Raw genomic sequence first — 19030 nt, 5'->3', positions numbered from 1 at the left:
ACTGTAAACTAAATGTGTACCGATACGTTAGTCGGGAATTTAAGCCTTTGGAGAAGTATACAAACTAAAGTAGCTATATTTGTATAGTAAAATAGGCTTCGTTGAATTGGGAAAAAGAATTTGTAGTTTTTTATAAGTAATTTATAGAAATTTATAGATTTTATGTAACGGAAAGGTTAAAATGTATGTGTGCGGGCCTACAGTGTACAACTATATACATATAGGTAATGCAAGACCATTCATAATGTTTGATACTTTAAGAAGATACTTAGAATATCAGGGTTATGATGTAACTTATGTACAGAACTTTACAGATGTAGACGATAAAATAATAAAAAGAAGCCACGAAGAAGGAATATCTCCAGAAGAAGTAGCTGAAAAATATATAAAAGAATACTTTGTTGACTGCGATGGACTAGGAATAAAAAGAGCTACAGTTCATCCACAGGTTACACAGAATATTCCACAGATAATAGAATTTATCCAGGAATTAGAAGAAAAAGGATACGCTTATGCAGTAAATGGAGATGTATACTTTGACACTAGAAAATTTGAAGGATATGGAAAATTATCTGGACAGAATATAGACGACCTAGAAGCTGGAGCAAGAATAGAAGTAAATGAACAGAAAAGACATCCAATGGACTTCGTTTTATGGAAAGCTAAAAAAGAAGGCGAACCAGGATGGGATAGTCCATGGGGCGAAGGTAGACCAGGTTGGCATATAGAATGTTCTGTTATGTCTAAGAGATATCTTGGAGAAACTATAGATATACACGCAGGTGGACAGGACTTAACATTCCCTCACCACGAAAACGAAATAGCTCAGAGTGAAGCTAGAAGTGGTAAACCATTTGCTAAATACTGGATGCACAATGGTTATATAAATGTAAACAACGAAAAAATGAGTAAATCAAAAGGAAACTTCTTCACTGTAAGAGATATATCTAAAAAATACGATCTTGAAATAGTTAGATTCTTCCTATTATCAGCTCATTACAAAAGCCCAGTAAACTTCAGCGACGACTTATTAGCACAGGCTGGAGCAGGACTTGAAAGACTTTACAATACTAAAGAAAAATTAGTATTCACATTATCTCACTTAGAAGGTGAAATGACTGATGCAGAAAAAGCATTAGTTGAAGAACTTGATGGATTTAGAAAGAAATTTGTTGAGGTTATGGATGATGACTTAAATACTGCAGATGCTATAACTGCTATATTTGAATTATCTAAATTTATAAACTTAAATGTAGACGAAAATTCTTCTAAAGAATTTGCAGAAAAATGCTTAGCTGAATTTAACGAACTTACAGGAGTTTTAAATATAGTAAATAAAGAAAAAGACAACTCTGTAGATGCAGAAGTAGAAGCTTTAATACAGCAGAGAACTGATGCTAAAAAGAACAAAGATTTTGCAAAAGCAGATGCTATAAGACAGCAGCTTCTTGATATGGGAATCGTTCTTGAAGATACTAGACAGGGTGTTAAATGGAAAAGAGTATAGAAAATGGAAAAAAGTGAATTAATAACTATGTCTCCATTGGTACTTGCTTATCTTGGGGACACTGTGTATGAATCTTATATAAGAGAATATTTAATCAAAAAAAATTGCAATAACAAGGTGAACACTCTTCACAAGCAGGCGATAAAATATGTAAATGCAAACGCTCAGTCTAAGGTTATTCACACTATAGAGAATGATTTAACTGAGGAAGAGATGAGGATCTTTAAGAGAGGAAGAAACCAGAAGTCTAACACAGCTCCAAAGAATATGGATATAGTAGATTACAAACATGCAACTGGTTTTGAAGCTCTGATTGGTTACCTTTATCTTGATAAGCAGATAGATAGACTTGAAGAGATTGTTAGAAGAGGAATTACGATAATAGAAGAAGATATGTAAATTTTAAAGGTGCTACTAACTAAACATTTATGTTTAAAATGGAACCTATAGAATGGACACTTGTAAAAAGGTGTTTCATCTATAGGTTCTTTTTTTGTATAATTTTAATATAGAGGTGAGTAATTTATGAGTAAAAAACAATTTAGTAAAGAAGAAACATTAGAGCTATCAAAAAATCCATTTGTAAAGAATGTAAGCTGTAAATCAATAACATATACAAATGAATTTAAAATACATTTCATAACAGAATACAATAAGGGAAAAAATCCAACACAGATATTTAAAGAAGCAGGTTTTGACACTAACATCATAGGTGCAAAACGTATTAAATGCGCTAGCGAGCGATGGAGAAAGTCATATAAAGAAAATGGTATTTTGGGACTAGATGATTCTAGAGTTAATAATTCTGGAAGACCAAGAAAAAGAAAATTAACAGATAAAGAGATAATAGATAAGAAGGATGCTGAAATAGCATATCTTAAAGCAGAGCTAGAACTAGTAAAAAAGCTAGACTTCGAAGAAAGGCAGGTGATGAATAATAAGCTACCTTCGGTGAAAATATTCAAATTAATTAATGATGTAATAAATAAATATTGTTTAAAAAAAATGATAAAACATCTATGTATTGTTGCAGGAGTATCTAGATCTGGATTTTATAACTATTTAAAAAACAAGAATGTAATAAGCAAACAAGAAGAAAAGGATTTAGAAGCAAAAGAAATAATTCTTAAAGCATATAAGTTCAGAGGATACAAAAAAGGTTCTCGTTCAATAAAAATGATTTTAAAAAGTAAATTTAATATAATATTTAACAGAAAAAAAATTCAAAGAATAATGAAAAAATATGGAATTAAATGTCCTATTCGCGAGTCAAATCCAGCTAAACGTATGGGAAAAGCAAGAAAAGAACATCACACAGTTCCTAATAAATTGAATAGAGAATTTAAACAAGGTATACCAGGAAAAGTACTTTTAACTGATATTACGTATATGCCGTACGGCAATGGGAAAACAGCATATTTATCAACTGTAAAAGATTCTTCTACGAATGAAATTTTATCGTATCATTTATCGAAGAATTTAAAAATGGATATTGTTATTTCAACTATTAACAATCTCATGTTATCAAATTCAGACAAATTACATAAAGATGCATTTATTCATTCTGATCAAGGAGTTCATTATACAAGTACTATTTTTCAGAACTTGTTAAAAAAATATAATTTAGGTCAATCTATGTCTAGAAAAGGTAATTGTTGGGACAATGCTCCGCAGGAGTCATTCTTTGGTCATATGAAAGATGAAATAGATTATAAAAGTTGCAATACATTTGAAGAGTTAAAAAGTTTAATAGATGATTATATGGATTATTATAATAATGATCGTTGTCAGTGGAATTTAAAACAGCTGACTCCTATTCAATATAGAAGTCAGCTGCTTGCTGCTTAAGACTTTTTTATATATGTCCTTGACATAGGGACCATTTTAGTTTATGGTAGCACCTTTTTTATTTGAAAATATATATTTTTTTTGTAAGATGTCTTTTATTATTGATTTCTATTTTTATAAAAAACTGCGACAGAATATTATTTTAATGATATAATATAGATTGGACTATTATATTTTAGGGGTGATAAAATGAAAGTTAAATTACTTGCACATACACCTGAACCAGAGAAAGTTGTATCAATGGCGGCAAAGCTTTGTTACTCTAAAGTTGGTGTTGAAGGAATAGAAGAAAATCTTACAGATGAAAAGATAGAAAGTTTTTTAAAAATGTTAACTGATATAGGACACGAGTCTCCACTTGAACATGTGTCATTTACTTTTGGAGTAGAGGGGATATCTAGAGCATGTTCTCATCAGATTGTTCGTCATAGAATAGCTAGTTATTCTCAGCAATCTCAGAGATATGTAAAACTAGATCAGTTTGAATATATAATTCCACCAGAAATAGAAAAATCTGAGGAAGCTAAAAAGATATTTGTAGAAGCTATGGAAAGAGATCAGAAAGACTACGATAGAATAGTAGATATATTATCTGAAAAACATAAAAAAGAATTTATGGAAGAAGGAAAATCAGAAAAAGAAGCAACTAGATTAGCTGAAAAGAAGGCTATAGAAGATGCTAGATATGTTTTCCCAAATGCTTGTGAAACAAAAATAGTAATGACTATGAATGTTAGAAGTCTTTACAATTTCTTTGACCACAGATGTTGTGAAAGAGCTCAGTGGGAAATAAGGGAAATGGCTACACAGATGCTTAAAGAAGTGAAAAAAGTAGCTCCTATAATGTTTAGAAACTGTGGACCAAAATGTGTGAAAGGACCTTGTCCAGAAGGAAAGATGACTTGTGGGAAGGTTGTTGAGATAAGAGAAAAATTTAAGAATTTATAGGAAGGAAAATATTATGGCTATAATAGAAGGAAGAAATCCCGTAATAGAAGCGATAAAAAACGATAGACATATAGAAAAATTGCTTATATCTAATTCTTCAAAAGAAGGTTCTATAAAGAAGATAATAGCTATGGCAAAGGAAAAGAAGATAGTTATTCAGTATGTTGATAGACATAAGCTGGATGAGATGAGTACTAGCCACGCCCATCAGGGTGTTATAGCTACTATAAGTGATTATATCTATAAAGATATAGAAGAAGTAGTAAGAGAAGTTAAGGAAAAGGGAGAAGATCCATTTATCATCATATTAGATGAGATAACAGATCCTCATAACTTAGGTTCTATAATAAGAACAGCAGATGCAGTAGGTGCTCATGCTGTTGTAATTCCTAAGAGAAGATCAGTAGATATAACTCCTGTAGTTGCAAAAGCATCTGCTGGGGCAGTAGAGTATGTTCCTGTGTGTAAGGTAACTAATATTGTAAATACTATAAAGATGCTAAAAGAAGAAGGTCTATGGATTGCAGCTGCAGACATGGATGGAGGAGTGTTCTATAAACAGGATTTAACAGGTCCTTTAGGATTAGTAGTAGGAAGTGAAGGATTTGGTATATCAAGACTTGTTAAACAGAACTGTGATTTTGTAGTTAGTATGCCTATGGTAGGTAATGTAACGTCTTTAAATGCATCGGTAGCAGGTGGAATACTGCTTTATGAAGTATTTAGACAGAGAACTTCGGGTAAATAATGGCTGCAAAGTTTAAAAAGAAGAAAAAGAAAAAAATTCTTATAGTTGATGGATACAATATAATTAACGCATGGGATGATTTGAATGAATTATCTAAGATAAACCTTGAAAGCTCTAGAGAGAAGTTAATAGATTATATGATAGAGTTTTCTAAGTATATGGGATACAAAACAACTATAGTATTTGATGCTTATAATGTAAAGAATTCTGCTGGGTATGAAGAAAAGAGATCAGATTCTGTTGAGATAGTATTTACTAAAGAGCATCAGACAGCGGATAGTTATATAGAAAAGTATATTGCTGAGCTACCTAATAAGGAGTTTATAGACCTAAAGGTTGCAACAAGTGATTACGCTGAGCAGCAGATTGTACTAGGTAAAGGAGCTGCAAGAATTTCTGCTAGGGAACTTCAGTTAGATGTTATGAAGTCTAAGGAAAAGATAGGAGAAAAAAATAGCAGTCATAAGAAAACTATACAGAGAAATACTATAGGCGATAGGTTGAACCATGAAAACAGAGAGGTTTGGGACAAATTAGAAAGAATGAGAATTAATAAAAAGTAAATAATATATGCCTTTGAATATAAAATATTTATTGGGGGAGATTGGATGGAGCTAGTGGAAGAAAAAAATGTAGAACAGAATGAAAATCAGCAACAAAAAGAAGAATATGAAATAGTTAAAAGAGCAGCTAATGGGGATAGAATGGCTCTTGAGTACATAATGGCAAAATACAAAAATTTTGTAAGGGTTAAAGCGAAGTCTTATTTCCTAATAGGAGCAGATAGAGAAGATATAATACAAGAGGGTATGATCGGACTTTATAAGGCTATTAGAGATTTTGATGAAACTAAAGCTCATTCGTTTAGATCTTTTGCTGAAGTTTGTATAACTAGACAGATAATAACCGCTATAAAGACTGCTACCAGACAAAAGCATATTCCTCTAAATACTTATGTATCATTGAGCAAACCAATATACGATGAAGAGTCAGAAAGAACGCTTCTTGATATAATAACAGCTAGTATGGTTACTAATCCAGAAGAGCTTATTATAAGTAAGGAAGAGTTAAAAAATATAGAAGATAAGATAAATAAACTGCTTAGCGAATTAGAGCAGGAGGTTCTTGGATTGTACTTAAACGGCAAATCATATCAAGAAATCGCCGATATAATAGGTAAGGAACCAAAATCTATTGACAATGCATTGCAGAGAGTGAAGAGAAAATTAGAGAAACATCTTGAAAATGTAAATAATTAATAGTAAAATACATAACATAGACATATTGCAACTGCAATAAGGTAAATAAAAAATAATATTATTAAGGGAGGAATTTAGACAATGGCTAAAGCTAAATTTGAAAGAAGTAAACCTCATGTTAATATAGGTACTATAGGACACGTTGACCACGGTAAAACTACATTAACAGCAGCAATAACAAAAACATTATTCGACAGATATCACTTAGGAGAAGCAGTAGATTTCGCTAACATAGATAAAGCTCCAGAAGAAAGAGAAAGAGGAATCACAATATCAACTGCACACGTTGAATATGAAACTCCAAACAGACATTACGCACACGTTGACTGCCCAGGACATGCTGACTACGTTAAAAACATGATAACTGGTGCTGCACAGATGGATGGTGCTATATTAGTTGTATCAGCAACTGATGGTCCAATGCCTCAGACAAGAGAACATATACTATTATCAAGACAGGTTGGTGTACCTTACATAGTTGTATTCTTAAACAAATGTGATATGGTAGACGATGAAGAACTTCTTGAATTAGTTGAAATGGAAGTAAGAGAATTATTAAACGAATATGATTTCCCAGGAGATGATACTCCAATAGTAAGAGGATCTGCATTAAAAGCATTAGAAGATCCATCAAGCGAATGGGGAGATAAAATAGTAGAATTCTTCGAAATGATAGATGAATACATACCAGCTCCAGAAAGAGATGTTGATAAAGACTTCTTAATGCCAGTAGAAGACGTATTCTCTATAACAGGTAGAGGAACAGTTGCAACAGGTAGAGTTGAAAGAGGAGTACTAAAAGTACAGGACGAAGTTGAACTAGTAGGATTAGCAGAAGCTCCAAGAAAAGTAGTAGTAACAGGAGTAGAAATGTTCAGAAAATTACTAGATCAGGCAGAAGCTGGAGATAACATAGGAGCATTATTAAGAGGTGTTCAGAGAAATGAAATAGAAAGAGGACAGGTTCTTGCAAAACCAGGAACAGTTAATGCTCACACAAAATTCACAGCAGAAATATACGTTCTTAAAAAAGAAGAAGGTGGAAGACATACTCCATTCTTCGATGGATACAGACCACAGTTCTACTTCAGAACAACAGACGTAACAGGAGCTTGTAAATTACCAGAAGGAACAGAAATGGTAATGCCTGGAGATAACGTAACAATAGAAGTTGACTTAATAAACTCTATATGTGTTGAAGAAGGATTAAGATTCGCAATAAGAGAAGGTGGAAGAACTGTAGCATCTGGTGTAGTTGCATCAATAATAGAATAATTAATTGATAGATAATTACTTAAGTGTTATAGATAAAAGAGAGATCATTACGGTCTCTCTTTTTTTAGAATTTTTTAGAGTGAGATGTTTATGTTACGCCAGGATGAGTGTTTACAAAAAATAACGCAAGAAATTAATAAAATTGTTGACATAGACCGCTAGTTTGTGGTAATTTATACAGAGTAATGTTTATGGAAGGTAATGGTATTTCCAAAACACCGGATATATCATATTATTCAATATATATATTTATTGTATAAACAAATGGAGGTGTAACGATGAGAGTAAAAGTTACTTTAGCATGTACAGAATGCAAACAGAGAAATTACAACACTACTAAAAATAAGAAAAACAATCCAGACAGAATAGAACTTAAAAAATATTGTAAATTCTGCAAAAAACATACTCTACATAAAGAAACAAAATAATTTCGTTTTACTTTAAGGGGTGAAATTAATGGCAGAAGAAAATCAGGCTGTTGAAAAGAAAGAAAAAGCTGGTCTGTTCGGTTACTTCAGAGAAACAAAAGCTGAGCTTAAAAGAGTAACTTGGCCGACTAGAAAAGAACTGTTCCGCAACACAGGTGTGGTTTTAGCAGTAGTTATATTTTCAACTTTAGCAATATGGGGGATAGATACAGTACTATCTGGTGCCCTTGCATTATTACTAAAGTAAGGTAAAGGAGTAAGAATTATGTCAGAATTACAAGAAGCAAAATGGTACGTTGTTCACACTTATTCAGGACATGAAAATAAAGTTAAAGCTACTATAGAAAGAGCGGTAATAACAAGAGGTATGGAAAATATCATAACTCACGTTGTTGTTCCTACTGAAAATGTAGTAGAGAAAACTCCAAAAGGAAATGAAAAGATAAGACAACGTAAAGTTTATCCAAGTTATGTATTAATAAAAATGATTATAACAGATGAATCTTGGTACGTAGTTAGAAATACTAAAGGCGTTACTGGATTTGTTGGCCCTGGATCAAAACCTGTACCATTAAGCGAAGAGGAAGTAATTGCTATGGGAATAGAATTACCTGCTCAGGAAGTTGTAGGTGGTGACGTAGATTTTGAACCTGGCGACGTTGTTAAAATCATAAATGGATCTTTTGCAGGTAACGTAGGTACTGTAGAAGAAGTTAACGCGGAGAAAAAAGAAGTAAAATTATTAACAGAAATATTCGGTAGAAAGTCCCCAGTAACTATAGGGATTCAAAGTATAGAGAAAATCTAAGGAGGTGCACTTTAAATGGCTAAAAAAGTAATAGGTCAGATAAAATTACAGATACCTGCTGGAAAAGCTACACCAGCACCACCAGTTGGTCCAGCACTAGGACAGCACGGTGTCAACATAATGGGATTCACAAAGGAATTTAATGCAAAAACTGCAGATCAGGCTGGAATGATAATACCAGTTGTTATAACTGTATATCAGGATAGATCATTCAGTTTCATAACTAAAACTCCTCCAGCTGCTGTTTTAATAAAGAAAGCTTGTAATCTTAAATCAGCATCAGGAGAACCTAACAAAAAGAAAGTTGCTAAAATAACATCTGCACAGGTAAGAGAAATAGCAGAATTAAAAATGCCTGACTTAAATGCAGCTAACGTTGAAGCAGCAATGAGCATGATAGCTGGTACAGCTAGAAGTATGGGTGTAGAAGTAGTTGACTAATTATTAGTTGATTAACTTTTAAACATCAAAAACCGATTTATCGGAAATTAAAAAATATTAAATTAGAATTTAAAACACTTTGTTTTATATGAAGTGGGAGGTCTAAAGACCGAAATTACCACAAGGAGGAAAATTAATAATGGCTAAAAGAGGTAAAAGATACGCAAACGCGTTAAGCAAAATAGACAGAAGTAATTTATACGATGCTTCTCAGGCTTTATCATTAGTATGTGAAGTTGCAGAAGCTAAATTCGACGAAACAGTTGAAGCACACGTAAGATTAGGTGTTGACTCAAGACACGCAGATCAGCAGGTTAGAGGTGCTGTTGTATTACCAAACGGTACTGGTAAAACTAAAAAAGTTTTAGTTTTCGCTAAAGGTGAAAAAGCTAAAGAAGCTGAAGCTGCTGGAGCTGATTTCGTAGGTGCTGAAGAAATGGTACAGAAAATACAGGGAGAAAACTGGTTTGATTTCGATATAGTTGTTGCTACTCCAGACATGATGGGTGTAGTTGGTAGACTAGGTAGAGTATTAGGACCAAAAGGTTTAATGCCTAACCCTAAATCAGGAACTGTTACATTCGACGTAACTAAAGCTGTTAACGAAATAAAAGCTGGTAAAGTTGAATACAGATTAGACAAAACTAACATAATACACGTTCCAATAGGAAAAGTATCATTCGGTGGAGAAAAACTTGCTCAGAACTTTGCAGTTTTAATGGAAGCTATAATAAAAGCTAAACCATCTGCTGCTAAAGGTCAGTACTTAAGAAGTATATCAGTTGCTTCTTCAATGGGACCTGGTGTAAAAGTTAACCCAGCAAGAGTTACTGAATAATTTTAAAAAACTGTTGACACAGGTTGACAAAAATGATATCATATCATAGTCAATGTAAAAAAAGAATAGATTTGCCGTAGACAGTGGGTGCGTAAGCTTAATTTCCCGCCGAGGTTTTAGATATATTATTTAGAATGTTTAAGCCTCTGCGTCCGTCGATACAGAGGCTTTTTAAATGATACGGTAAATAAAATAACATCTATTTGATAAGGAGGTGCGCAGATTAATGAGAAAAGCTTTAGAAGTTAAATCATTAGTTGTTTCTGAAATAGTAGAAAAATTAAATAATTCTTCTTCTGCAGTTGTAGTTGACTACAAAGGATTAACAGTTGCTGAAGTTACAGAATTAAGAAAAGTTATGAGAGAAGCTGGTGTTGATTACAAAGTATACAAAAATACTTTAGTAAGAAGAGCTGCTCAGGAAGTAGGAATAGAACAGTTCAACGATGAATTATTAGTAGGAACTAACGCTATAGCATTTGGATACGATGATCCAGTTGCTCCAGCTAGAATACTTAAAAAATTCATAGAAACTCATCCAAAAATGAAATTAAAAATGGGTGTAGTTGAAGGTGAATTCTACGATGAAGCTAAGATAATGGAATTAGCAAACATACCATCAAGAGAAGAACTTATCGCAAAATTACTTGGAAGCTTAAAAGCTCCAGTATCAAACTTCGTATACTTAGTAGATGCGATAGCAAAGAAACAGGAAGAAGAAGCTTAATAGCTGCTTAGTCCAATAAACAAACGGGAAAAAGTCGAAACGACTTACCAGAATATAATTAATTAAATTAAACAAGAGAGAAAATTCGGAGGTGCTTAAAATGACAATAGAACAGATATTAGAAGCTATAGAAAACATGAAAGTTTTAGAATTAAATGAATTAGTTAAAGCTGCAGAAGAAAAATTCGGTGTTTCTGCTTCAGCTCCAGTAATGGTAGCTGGTGCAGCTGGTGGAGCTGCTGCTGCAGAAGAAAAAACTGAATTTGACGTAGTATTAGCAGATGCAGGATCTTCAAAAATAGGTGTTATAAAAGTTGTTAGAGAAATAACTGGATTAGGATTAAAAGAAGCTAAAGAAGTAGTTGACAACGCTCCTAAAACAGTTAAAGAAGGAGCTTCTAAAGAAGAAGCTGAACAGATAAAAGAAAAACTAGAAGCTGCTGGTGCAAAAGTAGAAGTTAAATAGTTTTAATTTTACTGAACAATAAACTAGACGACAAAAGTGTCCATAATTTAATGGACACTTTTTTTTTACAAAAAATAGAGTTTTTTCTGTTATATTGCATTGTAATGAGTTATTATATAGATAAGCATTCTGTATTTTTAAAAATTTTTTGATTAGAAAAATATTTGAGGTCAATAAATTTTTTGTTCGGAGAAAAAAATACTTGGAAAAAGTTTAAATTTGTGCTATAATCATTAGATGCGTTATAGAATGAACTTTGAATAATAACTTTGAAAAATGAGAGGTGAAGAGTGAAATGCCACATCCTGTCACGATAGGTAAAAGAAAAAGAATGAGCTTTTCTAAGATAAAAGAAATAGCTGACGTGCCAAATCTTATAGAAATCCAGGTGGATTCTTATAAGTGGTTTTTAGAAGAAGGGTTAAAAGAAGTATTCGATGATATTTCACCAATAGAGGATTATACAGGTAATCTTATATTAGAATTTGTCGATTATTCTTTAGATGAAAATCCAAAATATGATATAGAAGAATGTAAGGAAAGAGATGCTACATATTGTGCACCTCTAAAAGTTAAAGTTAGACTTATAAATAAAGAAACAGGCGAAATAAAAGAACAGGAAGTATTTATGGGTGACTTCCCACTTATGACAGAAAGAGGAACTTTCGTTATAAATGGTGCGGAAAGGGTTATAGTCAGTCAGCTTGTAAGATCTCCTAGTGTTTATTACGCTGAAGAAAGAGATAAAACTGGTAAGAGATTAATATCTTCTACTGTTATCCCTAATAGAGGGGCATGGCTTGAATACGAAACTGATTCAAATGATGTTATATCAGTAAGAGTTGATAGAACTAGAAAACAGCCAGTTACTGTATTATTAAGAGCTCTAGGAATAGGATCAGATGCAGAAATAATAGAACTTTTAGGTGAAGATGAAAGATTATCAGCTACACTTGAAAAAGACAACACTAACACTGTTGAAGAAGGTCTTATAGAAATATACAAAAAACTTAGACCAGGTGAACCACCAACAGTAGAAAGTGCGTCTTCATTAATAAATGCACTATTCTTTGATCCAAAGAGATACGACCTTGCAAAAGTAGGTAGATACAAATTCAATAAAAAACTAGCAATATGCTATAGAATAATGAATAGAGTTGCTGCTAGAGATATAGTTAACCCAGAAACTGGGGAAGTGTTCGTAAAAGCAGGCGAAACTATAGGATACAATGTTGCTAAAGATATACAGAATGCAGGTATAAATGTTGTTCATCTATTAGTAGATGACGAAAAAGAAATAAAAGTAATAGGTAATAACTTTGTTGATATAGAAGCTCATGTAAACTTCGATATATCAGATCTTAAAATAAAAGAAAAAGTACATTACCCAACATTAAAAGAAATATTAGACAACTACGATGATGAAGAAGAAATAAAAGAAGCTATAAAATCAAGAATGAAAGAATTAATACCAAAACACATACTTCTTGACGATATAATAGCTTCAATAAGTTACGAATTCAACTTATTCTACGGTGTTGGTACTATAGATGATATAGACCACTTAGGAAACAGAAGAATAAGATCAGTAGGTGAATTACTTCAGAATCAGGTTAGAATAGGTCTTTCAAGAATGGAAAGAGTTATAAAAGAAAGAATGACTGTTCAGGACATGGAATCTATAACTCCTCAGGCTCTTGTTAATATAAGACCGGTTTCTGCTGCGATAAAAGAATTCTTCGGAAGTTCTCAGTTATCACAGTTCATGGACCAGACTAACCCATTATCTGAATTAACTCATAAGAGAAGATTATCAGCGCTTGGACCAGGTGGTCTTTCAAGAGAAAGAGCTGGGTTCGAAGTCCGTGACGTTCACCATTCACACTATGGTAGAATGTGTCCGATAGAGACTCCAGAAGGGCCAAATATAGGTCTTATAAACTCACTTGGAACATATGCAAAAGTAAATGAATATGGATTTATAGAATCTCCATATAGAAAATATGATAAAGAAACTGGAAGAGTAACAAATGAAATACACTATCTAACAGCTGATGAAGAAGATTTATTCGTCAGAGCACAGGCAAATGAGCCTTTAACTGAAGATGGTGAATTCATAAACAACAGAATAGCATGTAGAACTGTAAATGGTGCTCTAGAACTTCTATCTTCAGATAAAGTTGACTACATGGATATATCACCTAAACAGGTTGTATCTGTTGCAACAGCTATGATACCATTCCTTGAAAACGACGACGCCAACCGTGCCCTAATGGGATCAAACATGCAGCGTCAGGCAGTGCCTCTAGTAAGAAGAGAAGCTCCAATCATAGGAACAGGTATAGAATACAGAGCAGCAAAAGACTCTGGTGCAGTTGTTGTTGCTAAAAATGGTGGGGTTGTAGATAGAGTATCTGCAGATGAAATAATAATCAAAAAAGAAGATGGTACTAAAGATAAGTACAAACTTCTTAAATTCAAACGTTCAAATGCAGGAACTTGTATAAACCAGACACCTATAGTATCAAAAGGTGAAGAGATAAAAGCTGGGGATGTTATAGCAGATGGACCTGCAACAGACCTTGGAGAAATAGCACTTGGTAGAAACTGTTTCATAGCATTCATGACTTGGGAAGGTTACAACTACGAAGATGCCGTTTTAATAAATGAAAGATTAGTAAGAGAAGATAGATTATCTACTATACATATAGAAGAATACGAATGTGAAGCTAGAGATACTAAGCTTGGACCTGAAGAAATAACTAGAGATATACCAAACGTTGGGGAATCTGCAATTAAGAACCTTGATGATAGAGGTATAATCAGAATAGGTGCTGAAGTTGATTCTGGAGATATATTAGTTGGTAAAGTTACTCCAAAAGGAGAAACTGAACTTACTGCAGAAGAAAGACTTCTAAGAGCTATATTTGGTGAAAAAGCTAGAGAAGTAAGAGATACTTCACTTAAAGTACCTCATGGTGAATCAGGTATAATAGTAGACGTTAAAGTGTTTACAAGAGAAAATGGAGACGATTTATCTCCAGGTGTAAACGAACTTGTAAGATGTTACATAGCTAAGAAGAGAAAGATAAAAGTCGGAGATAAAATGGCCGGTCGTCACGGTAACAAGGGGGTTATCTCAAGAGTATTACCAGAAGAAGATATGCCATTCATGGAAGACGGAACACCTATGGATATAGTACTTAACCCACAGGGGGTACCTTCTCGTATGAACATCGGACAGGTACTTGAAGTTCACTTAGGTTTAGCAGCTAAAAAACTTGGTTGGTATGTAGCTACATCAGTATTTGATGGTGCAAACGAGTACGATATAATGGATGCTCTTGAAGAAGCTGGATACCCAAGAGATGGTAAACTTACTTTATATGATGGTAGAACAGGTGATTCATTCGATAACAGAATAACTGTTGGTTATATGTATTACTTAAAACTACATCACTTAGTTGATGATAAACTTCATGCAAGAAGTACTGGACCTTACTCACTAGTAACTCAGCAGCCTCTAGGAGGTAAAGCTCAGTTCGGTGGACAGAGATTCGGGGAAATGGAGGTTTGGGCTCTTGAAGCATACGGAGCAGCTCACATCCTTCAGGAAATATTAACAGTTAAGTCAGATGACGTTGTAGGACGTGTAAGAACTTACGAAGCTATAGTTAAAGGTGAAAATATACCTGAACCAGGTATACCAGAATCATTCAAGGTTCTTATAAAAGAACTTCAGTCATTATGTCTTGATGTTAAAGTTCTTACTGCTGAAGATCAGGAAATAGAAGTAAAAGAATCTGTTGATTACGAAGATGACGGTATATCAGTAGCAGATTTCGAATTAGATGTTATACCAGATGACATAGAGGAAACTCATGTTATTGAAGAAGTAGAAGACGAATTCGGGGATAACGAAGAAATAGATTTCGATGGTTTATCTGATGGATTTGAAAACGACGATATGGACTACGATGATGGTGCATTCGACGATGATGATATGTAATAACTAAAATATAAGCTTTAATTTAATAGTAATTTCAGGGTTATAGCTGTCTGGAATTCAGACAGCTATAATCAAAGTTAGACAATAAAAATAAATCTCAAATAGAAGGGAGAGAACTCCTTGTTTGAATTAAACAATTTCGAGTCGATAAAAATAGGATTGGCTTCTCCAGAGAAAATAAGACAGTGGTCGAGAGGGGAAGTAAAAAAACCAGAAACTATAAATTACCGTACGCTGAAACCAGAAAAAGATGGTCTTTTCTGTGAAAGAATATTCGGACCTCAGAAGGACTGGGAATGTCACTGTGGGAAATACAGAAGAGTTAGATATAAAGGCGTAGTATGTGATAGATGTGGAGTTGAAGTAACAAAATCAAAAGTTAGAAGAGAGAGAATGGGTCATATAGAGCTAGCTGCTCCAATGTCTCATATATGGTACTTCAAAGGAATACCTAGTAGAATGGGTCTTCTTTTAGACATGTCTCCAAGAGCTCTTGAAAAAGTACTTTACTTTGCTTCATATGTAGTAACAGATCCAAAAGAAACTGGATTAACAGCTAAACAGCTTTTAACAGAAAAAGAATACAGAGATGCTGTAGACAACTACGGATATGGTAGCTTTGAAGTTGGTATGGGTGCTGAAGCTGTAAAAAAACTTTTACAGGATATAGACCTAGAACAGCAGAGTAAAGAATTAAGAGCTGACTTAAAAGATAGTACAGGACAGAAAAGAATAAGAACAATAAGAAGACTAGAAGTAGTTGAAGCATTCAGAAAATCAGGAAATAAACCTGAATGGATGATACTTGATGCTATTCCAGTTATACCACCAGACATAAGACCAATGGTTCAGTTAGACGGTGGTAGATTCGCAACTTCTGACCTAAATGATCTTTATAGAAGAGTTATAAACAGAAATAACAGATTAAAAAGACTTCTAGAATTAGGAGCTCCAGATATAATAGTAAGAAATGAAAAAAGAATGCTTCAGGAAGCAGTCGATGCACTTATAGACAATGGTAGAAGAGGTAGACCTGTTACAGGACCAGGAAACAGACCATTAAAATCTTTATCAGATATGCTTAAAGGTAAACAGGGACGTTTCAGACAGAACTTACTTGGTAAACGTGTTGACTACTCAGGACGTTCTGTTATAGTAGTTGGACCAGAACTTAAATTCTACCAGTGTGGTCTTCCTAAGAAAATGGCACTTGAATTATTCAAACCATTTGTTATGGATAAATTAGTAGAAGAAGGTTATGCACACAATATAAAAAGTGCGAAATCAATAGTAGAAAAAGTAAAAACTGAAGTATGGGACGTTTTAGAAGACGTTATTAAAAACCATCCAGTTTTACTTAACCGTGCCCCTACTCTACATAGACTAGGAATACAGGCTTTCGAACCAGTACTTGTTGAAGGTAAGGCTATAAAACTACATCCACTAGTTTGTACAGCGTACAATGCCGACTTCGACGGTGACCAGATGGCCGTTCACGTTCCTCTATCAGTAGAAGCACAGGCAGAAGCAAGATTCTTAATGCTATCTGTAAACAATATACTTGCTCCAAAAGATGGTTCTCCAATAACAACTCCTTCTCAGGATATGGTTCTTGGAAGTTACTATTTAACAATAGAAGCACAGGATGGTGCTAAAGGAACAGGTATGATATTCAAAGACTACAATGAATTATTACTTGCTTACTACAATAAAGTTGTTGAATTACACGCTTTAGTAAAAGTTAGAAAAGTTCTTCCTGATGGAAGATCTGCTCTAGTAGAAAGTACTGTTGGTAGATTCATATTCAATGAAGGTATACCTCAGGATTTAGGATTTGTAGATAGAGAAAAAGATCCATTCAGTTTAGAAATAGATGAAGTTGTTACTAAGAAATATCTTGGTAAAATAATAGATAAATGTTTCAGAAAACATGAAAACACTATAACAGCTGAATTACTTGACTATGTTAAAGGTATAGGTTTCAAATATTCTACTGTAGGTGGTATAACAGTTGCAGTTGCGGATATGGCAATACCTAAAGAAAAAGAAATATACATAGCAGAAGCTGAAAAAGAAGTTGAAAAATTAGGTAAGGCTTATAGAAGAGGTCTTATATCTGATGAAGAAAGATACGAAAAGGTTATAGCTACTTGGACAGAAACTACTGACAAAGTAACTAATGCCCTAATGGATAACCTTGATAGATTAAATAATATATTCATAATGGCTCACTCTGGAGCCAGAGGTTCTAAGAACCAGATAAGACAGCTAGCAGGTATGCGTGGACTTATGGCCAATGCATCTGGTAAAACTGTCGAAATACCAGTTAAATCTAACTTCCGTGAAGGTTTATCAGTACTTGAATACTTCACATCTGCGCATGGGGCTAGAAAAGGTCTTGCCGATACAGCTCTACGTACAGCCGACTCTGGTTACTTAACAAGAAGACTTGTTGACGTCAGCCAGGACGTTATAGTAAGAGATATAGACTGTGGAACTACAGAAACTACAGAAGTTCTTGCTATAAAAGATGGAAACGAAGTAATAGAAGAAATATACGATAGAATAGTTGGTAGATATACTATAGATCCTATAGTACATCCAGAAACTGGTGAAGTATTAGTTCCTGCAGATTCTATGATAAAAGAAGATGCAGCTGAAAAAATAGTTGCAGCAGGAATAGAAAAAGTAAACATAAGAACAGTTCTTAACTGTAAAACTAAACATGGTGTTTGTTCAAAATGCTATGGTAGAAACCTTGCTACAGGTAAAGAAGTTAATATAGGAGAAGCAGTTGGTATAATAGCAGCTCAGTCAATCGGTGAACCGGGTACACAGCTTACAATGCGTACATTCCATACAGGTGGGGTTGCCGGTGGAGATATAACTCAGGGGCTTCCAAGGGTTGAAGAGTTATTCGAAGCTAGAAAACCAAAAGGTCTTGCTATAATAACAGAAGTAAGTGGACAGGTTAAAATAGATGAAACAGGTAAGAGAAAAGAAGTAATCGTTGTTCCAGCTGAAGGTGAAGCTCAGACATATCAGATACCTTATGGCTCAAGAGTAAGAGTTAAAGATGGACAGATGGTAGAAGCTGGGGATCCAATAACTCAGGGTTCTATAAATCCTCATGATATAGTTAGAGTTAAAGGAATCGGTGGAGTACAGGATTACATAGTTAAAGAAGTACAGAGAGTCTACAGACTACAGGGGGTTGATGTTAACGATAAACATATAGAAGTTATTGTTAGACAGATGCTATCTAAAGTTAAAGTAGAAGATCCAGGAGATACAGATTTACTTCCGGGTGGATATGAAGATGTTCTTGTATATGAAAAATGTAATGAAGATGCAATAGCTCAGGGATTAAGACCTGCAGTTGCTAAGAGAGTATTACTTGGTATAACTAAAGCATCTCTTGCTACAGAATCATTCTTATCTGCCGCTTCATTCCAGGAAACTACAAGAGTTCTTACTGAAGCAGCTATAAAAGGTAAAGAAGACCACTTAATAGGACTAAAAGAAAATGTTATATTAGGTAAACTTATACCAGCTGGTACAGGAATGAAGAAATACAGAAATATAGCAGTTGAAAAAATTGAAGAATAATTTGACACAAAAATGTGTGAAATGTAAAATATCAATTGTTGACAACAGTTATATTAGGTGATAAAATAATAAAAGTGTGATTTAAAAGTACACTAAGGGCTTTTTATAAAGCTCTTAGT

At 33.7% G+C, this 19030-nt stretch carries 17 protein-coding genes and 1 other annotated feature; all 17 genes read left to right on the top strand.

The window, feature by feature from the left end; all coding sequences use genetic code 11:
- Positions 1–181: 181 nt before the first annotated feature.
- The 17 genes from cysS to rpoC all read left to right on the top strand — a co-directional run bounded on the left by cysS (position 182) and on the right by rpoC (position 18911).
- Entirely contained in the window at positions 182–1507 is a 1326-nt protein-coding gene (gene cysS / locus KGNDJEFE_RS00365; protein WP_083780563.1) for a cysteine--tRNA ligase, read from the top strand.
- A gap of 3 nt (positions 1508–1510) precedes the next feature.
- On the top strand, positions 1511–1906 hold the full coding sequence (locus KGNDJEFE_RS00360; protein WP_006440477.1) for a Mini-ribonuclease 3: 396 nt from the start codon (positions 1511–1513) through the stop codon (positions 1904–1906).
- Between the two features lie 126 nt (positions 1907–2032).
- Positions 2033–3355: an IS3 family transposase gene (locus KGNDJEFE_RS00355; RefSeq protein ID WP_148881763.1), complete on the top strand. Its 1323-nt coding sequence runs from the start codon at positions 2033–2035 to the stop codon at positions 3353–3355.
- Positions 3356–3544: 189 nt separating this feature from the next.
- On the top strand, positions 3545–4303 hold the full coding sequence (gene thyX / locus KGNDJEFE_RS00350; RefSeq protein WP_006440478.1) for an FAD-dependent thymidylate synthase: 759 nt from the start codon (positions 3545–3547) through the stop codon (positions 4301–4303).
- Between the two features lie 13 nt (positions 4304–4316).
- Positions 4317–5051: a 23S rRNA (guanosine(2251)-2'-O)-methyltransferase RlmB gene (gene rlmB, locus KGNDJEFE_RS00345; protein WP_006440479.1), complete on the top strand. Its 735-nt coding sequence runs from the start codon at positions 4317–4319 to the stop codon at positions 5049–5051.
- A complete protein-coding gene (locus KGNDJEFE_RS00340) occupies positions 5051–5614 on the top strand; it encodes an NYN domain-containing protein (RefSeq protein ID WP_006440480.1) in 564 nt (187 codons plus the stop codon). The genes rlmB and KGNDJEFE_RS00340 overlap by 1 nt, the downstream gene beginning before the upstream one ends.
- Before the next feature lie 45 nt (positions 5615–5659).
- Positions 5660–6310 carry an RNA polymerase sporulation sigma factor SigH gene (gene sigH, locus KGNDJEFE_RS00335; protein WP_006440481.1) on the top strand — a complete coding sequence of 217 codons (651 nt, stop codon included), beginning with the start codon at positions 5660–5662 and terminating at the stop codon, positions 6308–6310.
- Positions 6311–6391: 81 nt separating this feature from the next.
- Positions 6392–7585 carry an elongation factor Tu gene (tuf, locus tag KGNDJEFE_RS00330; RefSeq protein WP_118549961.1) on the top strand — a complete coding sequence of 398 codons (1194 nt, stop codon included), beginning with the start codon at positions 6392–6394 and terminating at the stop codon, positions 7583–7585.
- Between the two features lie 278 nt (positions 7586–7863).
- A complete protein-coding gene (rpmG, locus tag KGNDJEFE_RS00325) occupies positions 7864–8013 on the top strand; it encodes a 50S ribosomal protein L33 (protein ID WP_006440482.1) in 150 nt (49 codons plus the stop codon).
- Between the two features lie 28 nt (positions 8014–8041).
- Positions 8042–8260 (top strand): preprotein translocase subunit SecE, encoded by a 219-nt coding sequence (gene secE / locus KGNDJEFE_RS00320; RefSeq protein WP_006440483.1) that lies wholly within the window; start codon positions 8042–8044, stop codon positions 8258–8260.
- An 18-nt stretch (positions 8261–8278) separates the two neighbouring features.
- Positions 8279–8821, top strand: a complete 543-nt coding sequence (gene nusG, locus KGNDJEFE_RS00315; RefSeq protein WP_006440484.1) for a transcription termination/antitermination protein NusG — start codon at positions 8279–8281, stop codon at positions 8819–8821.
- Between the two features lie 15 nt (positions 8822–8836).
- Positions 8837–9262 (top strand): 50S ribosomal protein L11, encoded by a 426-nt coding sequence (gene rplK / locus KGNDJEFE_RS00310; RefSeq protein WP_006440485.1) that lies wholly within the window; start codon positions 8837–8839, stop codon positions 9260–9262.
- A 139-nt stretch (positions 9263–9401) separates the two neighbouring features.
- Positions 9402–10100: a 50S ribosomal protein L1 gene (gene rplA, locus KGNDJEFE_RS00305; protein WP_006440486.1), complete on the top strand. Its 699-nt coding sequence runs from the start codon at positions 9402–9404 to the stop codon at positions 10098–10100.
- Positions 10101–10156: 56 nt separating this feature from the next.
- Positions 10157–10283 (top strand) — a sequence feature (ribosomal protein L10 leader region).
- Positions 10284–10326: 43 nt separating this feature from the next.
- Positions 10327–10827, top strand: a complete 501-nt coding sequence (rplJ, locus tag KGNDJEFE_RS00300; RefSeq protein WP_006440487.1) for a 50S ribosomal protein L10 — start codon at positions 10327–10329, stop codon at positions 10825–10827.
- Between the two features lie 100 nt (positions 10828–10927).
- Positions 10928–11293 carry a 50S ribosomal protein L7/L12 gene (rplL, locus tag KGNDJEFE_RS00295; protein WP_006440488.1) on the top strand — a complete coding sequence of 122 codons (366 nt, stop codon included), beginning with the start codon at positions 10928–10930 and terminating at the stop codon, positions 11291–11293.
- Between the two features lie 295 nt (positions 11294–11588).
- A complete protein-coding gene (rpoB, locus tag KGNDJEFE_RS00290; protein WP_148881855.1) occupies positions 11589–15302 on the top strand; it encodes a DNA-directed RNA polymerase subunit beta in 3714 nt (1237 codons plus the stop codon).
- 120 nt (positions 15303–15422) lie between these two features.
- Positions 15423–18911, top strand: coding sequence for a DNA-directed RNA polymerase subunit beta' (rpoC, locus tag KGNDJEFE_RS00285; RefSeq protein WP_006440490.1), 3489 nt, complete (start codon positions 15423–15425; stop codon positions 18909–18911).
- Positions 18912–19030 lie beyond the last annotated feature (119 nt).

The organism is Peptacetobacter hiranonis (genome assembly GCF_008151785.1).
GTDB classification, from domain to species: Bacteria; Bacillota; Clostridia; order Peptostreptococcales; family Peptostreptococcaceae; genus Peptacetobacter; species Peptacetobacter hiranonis.
The sequence above is the reverse complement of the archived record's forward strand: the minus strand, read 5'-3'. Positions and strand labels throughout refer to the sequence as shown.